The organism is Paraburkholderia sp. (assembly GCF_026225065.1).
In the GTDB taxonomy this organism is placed as follows: domain Bacteria; phylum Pseudomonadota; class Gammaproteobacteria; order Burkholderiales; family Burkholderiaceae; genus Paraburkholderia.
The window spans coordinates 1-5,041 of record NZ_JAMFSB010000428.1 but is presented as its reverse complement, the minus strand read 5'-3'; the positions used below and the strand labels follow the sequence as shown (position 1 = coordinate 5,041).

6 protein-coding genes are annotated in these 5,041 nt (G+C 60.8%); 5 read left to right on the top strand and 1 reads right to left on the bottom strand.

Going from position 1 to position 5,041, the window contains the following annotated elements:
• The 5 genes from M0954_RS29085 to M0954_RS29065 form a co-directional block, all read left to right on the top strand.
• A partial coding sequence (locus M0954_RS29085) for a HemK/PrmC family methyltransferase (protein ID WP_297356942.1) occupies positions 1 to 501 on the top strand: 501 nt, incomplete at its 5' end.
• A 107-nt stretch (positions 502 to 608) separates the two neighbouring features.
• On the top strand, positions 609 to 920 hold the full coding sequence (gene grxD / locus M0954_RS29080; RefSeq protein WP_122152670.1) for a Grx4 family monothiol glutaredoxin: 312 nt from the start codon (positions 609 to 611) through the stop codon (positions 918 to 920).
• Positions 921 to 965: 45 nt separating this feature from the next.
• Positions 966 to 1,568 (top strand): UbiX family flavin prenyltransferase, encoded by a 603-nt coding sequence (locus M0954_RS29075; RefSeq protein WP_297356940.1) that lies wholly within the window; start codon positions 966 to 968, stop codon positions 1,566 to 1,568.
• A gap of 155 nt (positions 1,569 to 1,723) precedes the next feature.
• A complete protein-coding gene (locus M0954_RS29070) occupies positions 1,724 to 2,509 on the top strand; it encodes a class III extradiol ring-cleavage dioxygenase (RefSeq protein ID WP_297356938.1) in 786 nt (261 codons plus the stop codon).
• A gap of 393 nt (positions 2,510 to 2,902) precedes the next feature.
• Positions 2,903 to 3,364: a mobile mystery protein A gene (locus tag M0954_RS29065; RefSeq protein ID WP_367279547.1), complete on the top strand. Its 462-nt coding sequence runs from the start codon at positions 2,903 to 2,905 to the stop codon at positions 3,362 to 3,364.
• A gap of 261 nt (positions 3,365 to 3,625) precedes the next feature.
• On the opposite strand, the gene M0954_RS29060 is transcribed toward M0954_RS29065, so the two are convergent.
• The coding region (locus M0954_RS29060) for an APC family permease (RefSeq protein WP_297356934.1) at positions 3,626 to 5,041 on the bottom strand (1,416 nt) is incomplete at its 5' end.

The window sequence follows — 5,041 nt, the reverse complement described above, 5'->3', positions numbered from 1 at the left end:
GGCGCGATTGCAGTCGCCATTGCCTCGGTCAGGCCCGATGTGCAGGTCTGGGCCGTCGATCGTTCAGGCGAAGCATTGGCCGTCGCCGCTCGCAATACCGCCCGGCTGCTGGACGCCACGCGCCCCGGTGGCCCCGTGCAGCTTGTGCAATGCGACTGGTACGACGCGCTTGATCGCGCGCTGCGCTTTGATGTGATCGTTAGCAATCCGCCGTATATCGCGAGCGGCGACCCGCATCTGTCGGAAGGCGATTTGCGCTTCGAACCGCGCGGCGCCTTGACCGATGAAGCAGACGGCCTCAGCGCGATCCGCGCCATCATCGCCGGGGCGCCTGCGTGCTTCGTAGAGCGCGGCGGCGTGCTTTGGCTCGAACACGGCTATGATCAAGCCACAACTGTACGCGCACTACTGGTGGAAGCCGGTTTCGCCGCGGTGCGCTCGGAATGCGATCTTGCCGGGATCGAACGCATCAGCGGCGGTGAGTGGCAAGCGGGCGTATAAACGAAGATTGCGCGAATACCGCGCCAGCATCGCCGTCAGCCCGTCGCAACGAAATCCGCTATCATTTCAATCTATCTCCACCACATTCCGGAACCGCAAGGTCAGCCATGGATACGCAACAACGCATCAAGCAAATCGTCGACGAAAACGGCGTCGTGCTCTTCATGAAGGGCACCGCGCAGTTTCCGATGTGCGGCTTTTCGGGCCGCGCCATCCAGATCCTGAAGGCATGCGGCGTGGACGCGCCCAAGACCGTCAACGTCCTCGAGGACGACGAAGTGCGCCAGGGCATCAAGGAATTCTCCAACTGGCCGACCATTCCGCAGCTCTACGTGAAGGGCGAGTTCATCGGCGGCTCGGACATCATGATGGAGATGTATCAGAACGGCGAACTGCAGCAACTGTTTGCCGCGGTCTGATCGCCGCCTGCCGTTTCAGAAGCTGAACCTCAGGTGCCGCCAGCCATGGAAACACGCGCTGCGGCGCCTCGCCGGCTGATCGTCGCGATCACCGGCGCGACCGGCGCCGTCTATGGCATCCGGTTGCTTGAAACGCTGCGCAGGTTGGGCGGCGTGGAATCCCATCTGCTGATTTCCAGCGCCGGCTGGCTCAATATCCAGCACGAACTCCAGTTGAGCAAAGAAGACGTGCATCCGCTGGCGGATGTCGTCCATTCGGTGCGCGATGTGGGTGCGAGCGTCGCGTCCGGCTCGTTTTCGACCGACGGCATGATCGTCGCGCCCTGCTCGATGAAGACGCTGGCGAGCATCGCCCACGGTCTCTCGGACAACCTGATCGCCCGCGCCGCAGATGTCACGCTCAAGGAACGCCGCCGCCTCGTGCTGATGGTGCGCGAAACGCCGCTCAACCTCGCGCATCTGCGCAATATGACCGCCGTCACTGAAATGGGCGGCGTGATCTTCCCGCCGCTGCCGGCCTTCTACAACCAGCCCGCTTCGATCGACGAGATGGTTGATCACACCGTAGCCCGCGTGCTGGACCTGTTTGCGCTTGGGCCGGCGCTCTCGCCCGCGTGGCCGGGGCTGCGCAACTCGCCGGCGGAATAGGCTGCCAGCCGGTGCTGGGCGTTGAGTGTTCAGTGCCGATTGACAACCCGCACGACACAATCAAATCCAAATTCAGCCGTTTATCAAACGGTAGTGCGGCCTTATATTGGTAGCAACCCAACTTACGAGCCGCACTCGCTGCGGACTTCGCTGCCATGACCCGTATGCCGTCGCTTTTTCTGTCCCACGGTGCCCCGACGTTGCCGATCGACCCGTCGATGCCGTCTGCCGAGTTCGGTACGCTGTCGGCGCAACTGCCGCGTCCGGAGGCCATTCTGATGCTGTCGGCCCACTGGGGCACTGCCCAGCCGCTGGCGAGCACTGCCGACCGCCCAGAGACCATCCACGATTTCTACGGCTTTCCGCGCCAGTTGTACGAGATTCAGTACCCCGCGCCGGGCGCGCCGGATATCGCACGACGTGCTGCCGCGCTGCTGAACGAGCACGGTCTGCTCACCGACACACAGTCGCACGGCCTCGATCACGGTGCCTGGGTGCCGATGCTGCTGATGTTCCCGAACGCTGACGTGCCGGTGGCGCAGTTGTCGATCCAGCCGCACATGGATGCCACCCACCACTTCCGTCTCGGTCGCGCGCTGCGGGCGCTGAGGGACGACGGTGTGATGGTGACCGGCTCCGGCCAGATCACCCACAATCTGCGCGCTGCCGACTTCTCCGCTCGTCCGGAAGATGCTGATCCACGAGTCACGGAATTCACCGACTGGTTCGAAACGAAGCTGGCAGAGCACGATGTCGACGCGCTGCTCGACTATCGCCGCCAGGCACCTCACGCCGCGTACATGCACCCCACAGACGAGCACCTGCTGCCGGTATTCGCCGCGCTCGGCGCAGCAGACGACGACTACACGCTCGCGATCCAGTCGCTCGGGACGTTCCAGAAGTCGCTGGCGATGACGAACTACGTGTTCGGCACGGCGTAAGCGTCAACGCAGCACGCCGGCCACGCTGACTAGTAAAAAAGCCCTAACGCTGAGACCCGCGTCCCGGAGGGGACTGCGGGTCTTTTTCTTGCCGCAGATATCGGACCGGGCGACCGACGTTCGAAGCAAACTGCCTCGCGATCGCTGGCTTGCAGTGCATTAAATCAGAGACACTTGCTTCCGAAAAATGAAGCAACTGTGTGAAATTTGATGCCATATAGTGAAGCATATTGGCATATTACGCTTCCTTATAATGAAGCAAGTGGTTCGATTCTGAGTCACCATGCCGACGCAGCACATCCATTTGCTTCACTTTAGTGAAGCAAAAACTTGGTATCTGCTTTACTATAGGCTATCATTTTCTGTGTTTTTGATAGCCTATAGGCCAGCAAAATGGATTCCAGAATGAGGCAGCTCCGGCTTGAGCAGGTCCACGCGTCGGTCGCAGCGTACTCGGATTTGACCAACCGCCGGCCCCCGCCGCGTGGATGGTTGAAGGCCATCCGGGAGTCGTTAGGGCTCACCGAGCGACAGCAGGCCGACAGATTAGGCATTACCGGTTCGACCCTGCACAAGTCGGAGTCGGCGGAAGCTGAGGAGCGAATCACTCTCGGACAACTGCGCAAGCTGGCTGACGGGCTGGACTGCGAGCTGGTCTATGCTCTGGTGCCCAGAAAGCCACTGACTCAAGTGGTCGAAGACCGGGCGCGCTCAATCGCCTTGCAGGAAGTGAGTGGAGTTGCGCGCACCATGAGTCTGGAAGACCAACGTCCGGAAACCGACCGACTTCGCAAACAGGTTGAGCAGAGAACGGCAGAACTACTCCGGGGCCGCTGGTCCGACCTATGGCGATAGATTTGGACGAACAGGACGGCCAGACACCGCTCGACCCTGATGAGCTTGCAGCGCTGATACCGCTTGGCCAAGGCTCGTATGGGCTTTCAATGTCCGTAAAAAAGCGAGCCTCCGAAGAGGCTCGCAGTAATCACCAGGCCTGCCCGTTTACCAACACCTTTGTGGTACGGGTAGGAAACTCAGGCCGGCTTTTTCGTCACGAAATCCCGGAGCCGGGAACACAACCGCGGCATCCGGGCAAGGATCAAGCAGCGCGAATCACTAGTGCGCGCCCATCCCTTCGAGCACTTCGTCGTGAACATCGCGCTCATCGAGGTAGTCGGTGCGATAACCGGTGTGCACGCCCCAGTAATAGAAAATCAGCGCGAAGACGATCACCGTCAGCATGTCCCAGCCGTACGGCAGAACGTTGTGACCGCCAAACTGCTTGCTGCCGATCAGCGAAAGAACCGCCATCACCGGCAGGTAGGCCACCAGCCACCATGCCGCCTTCAGGTCACGCTTGTAGCCGCTAAAGCCCGACTTCGCCTGGAAGTAGAAGTACACCGGCAGCGCGACGATCATCAGCAAGATGATTTCGCCAGTCAGCGGCCACTTCGCCCAGAACAGCACCAGCGACGCGCAGACGAACGCAAACGGCGCAATGATCTTCATGCCCGGGATATGGAGCGGGCGATCCAGATCCGTCGCCGCGCGGCGCAGCGCCATCAGGCTGATCGGACCCGTCAGGTAAGAAATCACGGTTGCGACCGAAATCACTGCCGCGAGCGAGCTCCAGCCGCGGAAGAAGAACAGGAAGATGAACGAGACCAGCAGGTTGAACCACATCGCCTGACGCGGCACGCCGTAGATCGGATGCACGTTGCCGAACATCTTCGGCATCGTGTTGTTGCGCTCCATGGCGTAGATCATGCGGCTCGTGGTCGCCATGTAGGTCGTACCCGTACCGCTCGGGCTGACAAACGCGTCGACGTACAGCAGGAACGCCAGCCAGTTGAGGTTCAGTGCAAGCGCCAGTTCAGCGAACGGCGACGCGAAGCTGAAATGGCTCCAGCCCTTCATCACGTCAGCCGGGTTCACCGCGCCGATGTAGGCGATCTGCAGCAGGACGTAGATCACCAGCGCCAGCAGGATCGAGCCGATCACTGCGAACGGCACGCTCTTGGCAGGATTACGCGCTTCACCGGCCAGGTTGATCGGGCTCTGAAAGCCGTTGAACGCGAACACGATACCGCTCGTCGCCACCGCGGTGAACACCGCCGACCAGCCATACGGCGCGAACGTACTCGCCTCGCCGAAGTTTTCGTGGTGGAAACCGGCGCTCATCAGGCCCGCGATCGTCGCCGCGGGAATCACGAACTTGAAGATCGTGATGGTCGTATTGGCACGCGCGAACAGCTTCACGCCCCAGTAATTGAGCATGAAATAGATAATCACCAGGATCGCCGAAAGTAATAACCCATTCGTGGTTAATGACCCATTCACGAACAATGCATGCGCCCATGGATATGGCCATGTGCTCATGTATTGAATCGAAGCTTCGGCTTCGATTGGAATCACCGACACGATCGCGATCCAGTTAGCCCATGCGCTGACAAAACCGACCAGCGCGCCGTGCGAATAGCGCGCGTAACGCACCATGCCGCCCGACTCCGGAAACATCGCGCCGAGTTCCGC

Bases quoted from the DNA above. Each gene is read 5' to 3' on its own strand.
- M0954_RS29075 (WP_297356940.1), top strand. From the start codon at position 966: ATGGAAACACGCGCTGCGGCGCCTCGCCGGCTGATCGTCGCGATCACC.
- M0954_RS29070 (WP_297356938.1), top strand. From the start codon at position 1,724: ATGACCCGTATGCCGTCGCTTTTTCTGTCCCACGGTGCCCCGACGTTG.
- M0954_RS29065 (WP_367279547.1), top strand. From the start codon at position 2,903: ATGGATTCCAGAATGAGGCAGCTCCGGCTTGAGCAGGTCCACGCGTCG.
- grxD (WP_122152670.1), top strand. From the start codon at position 609: ATGGATACGCAACAACGCATCAAGCAAATCGTCGACGAAAACGGCGTC.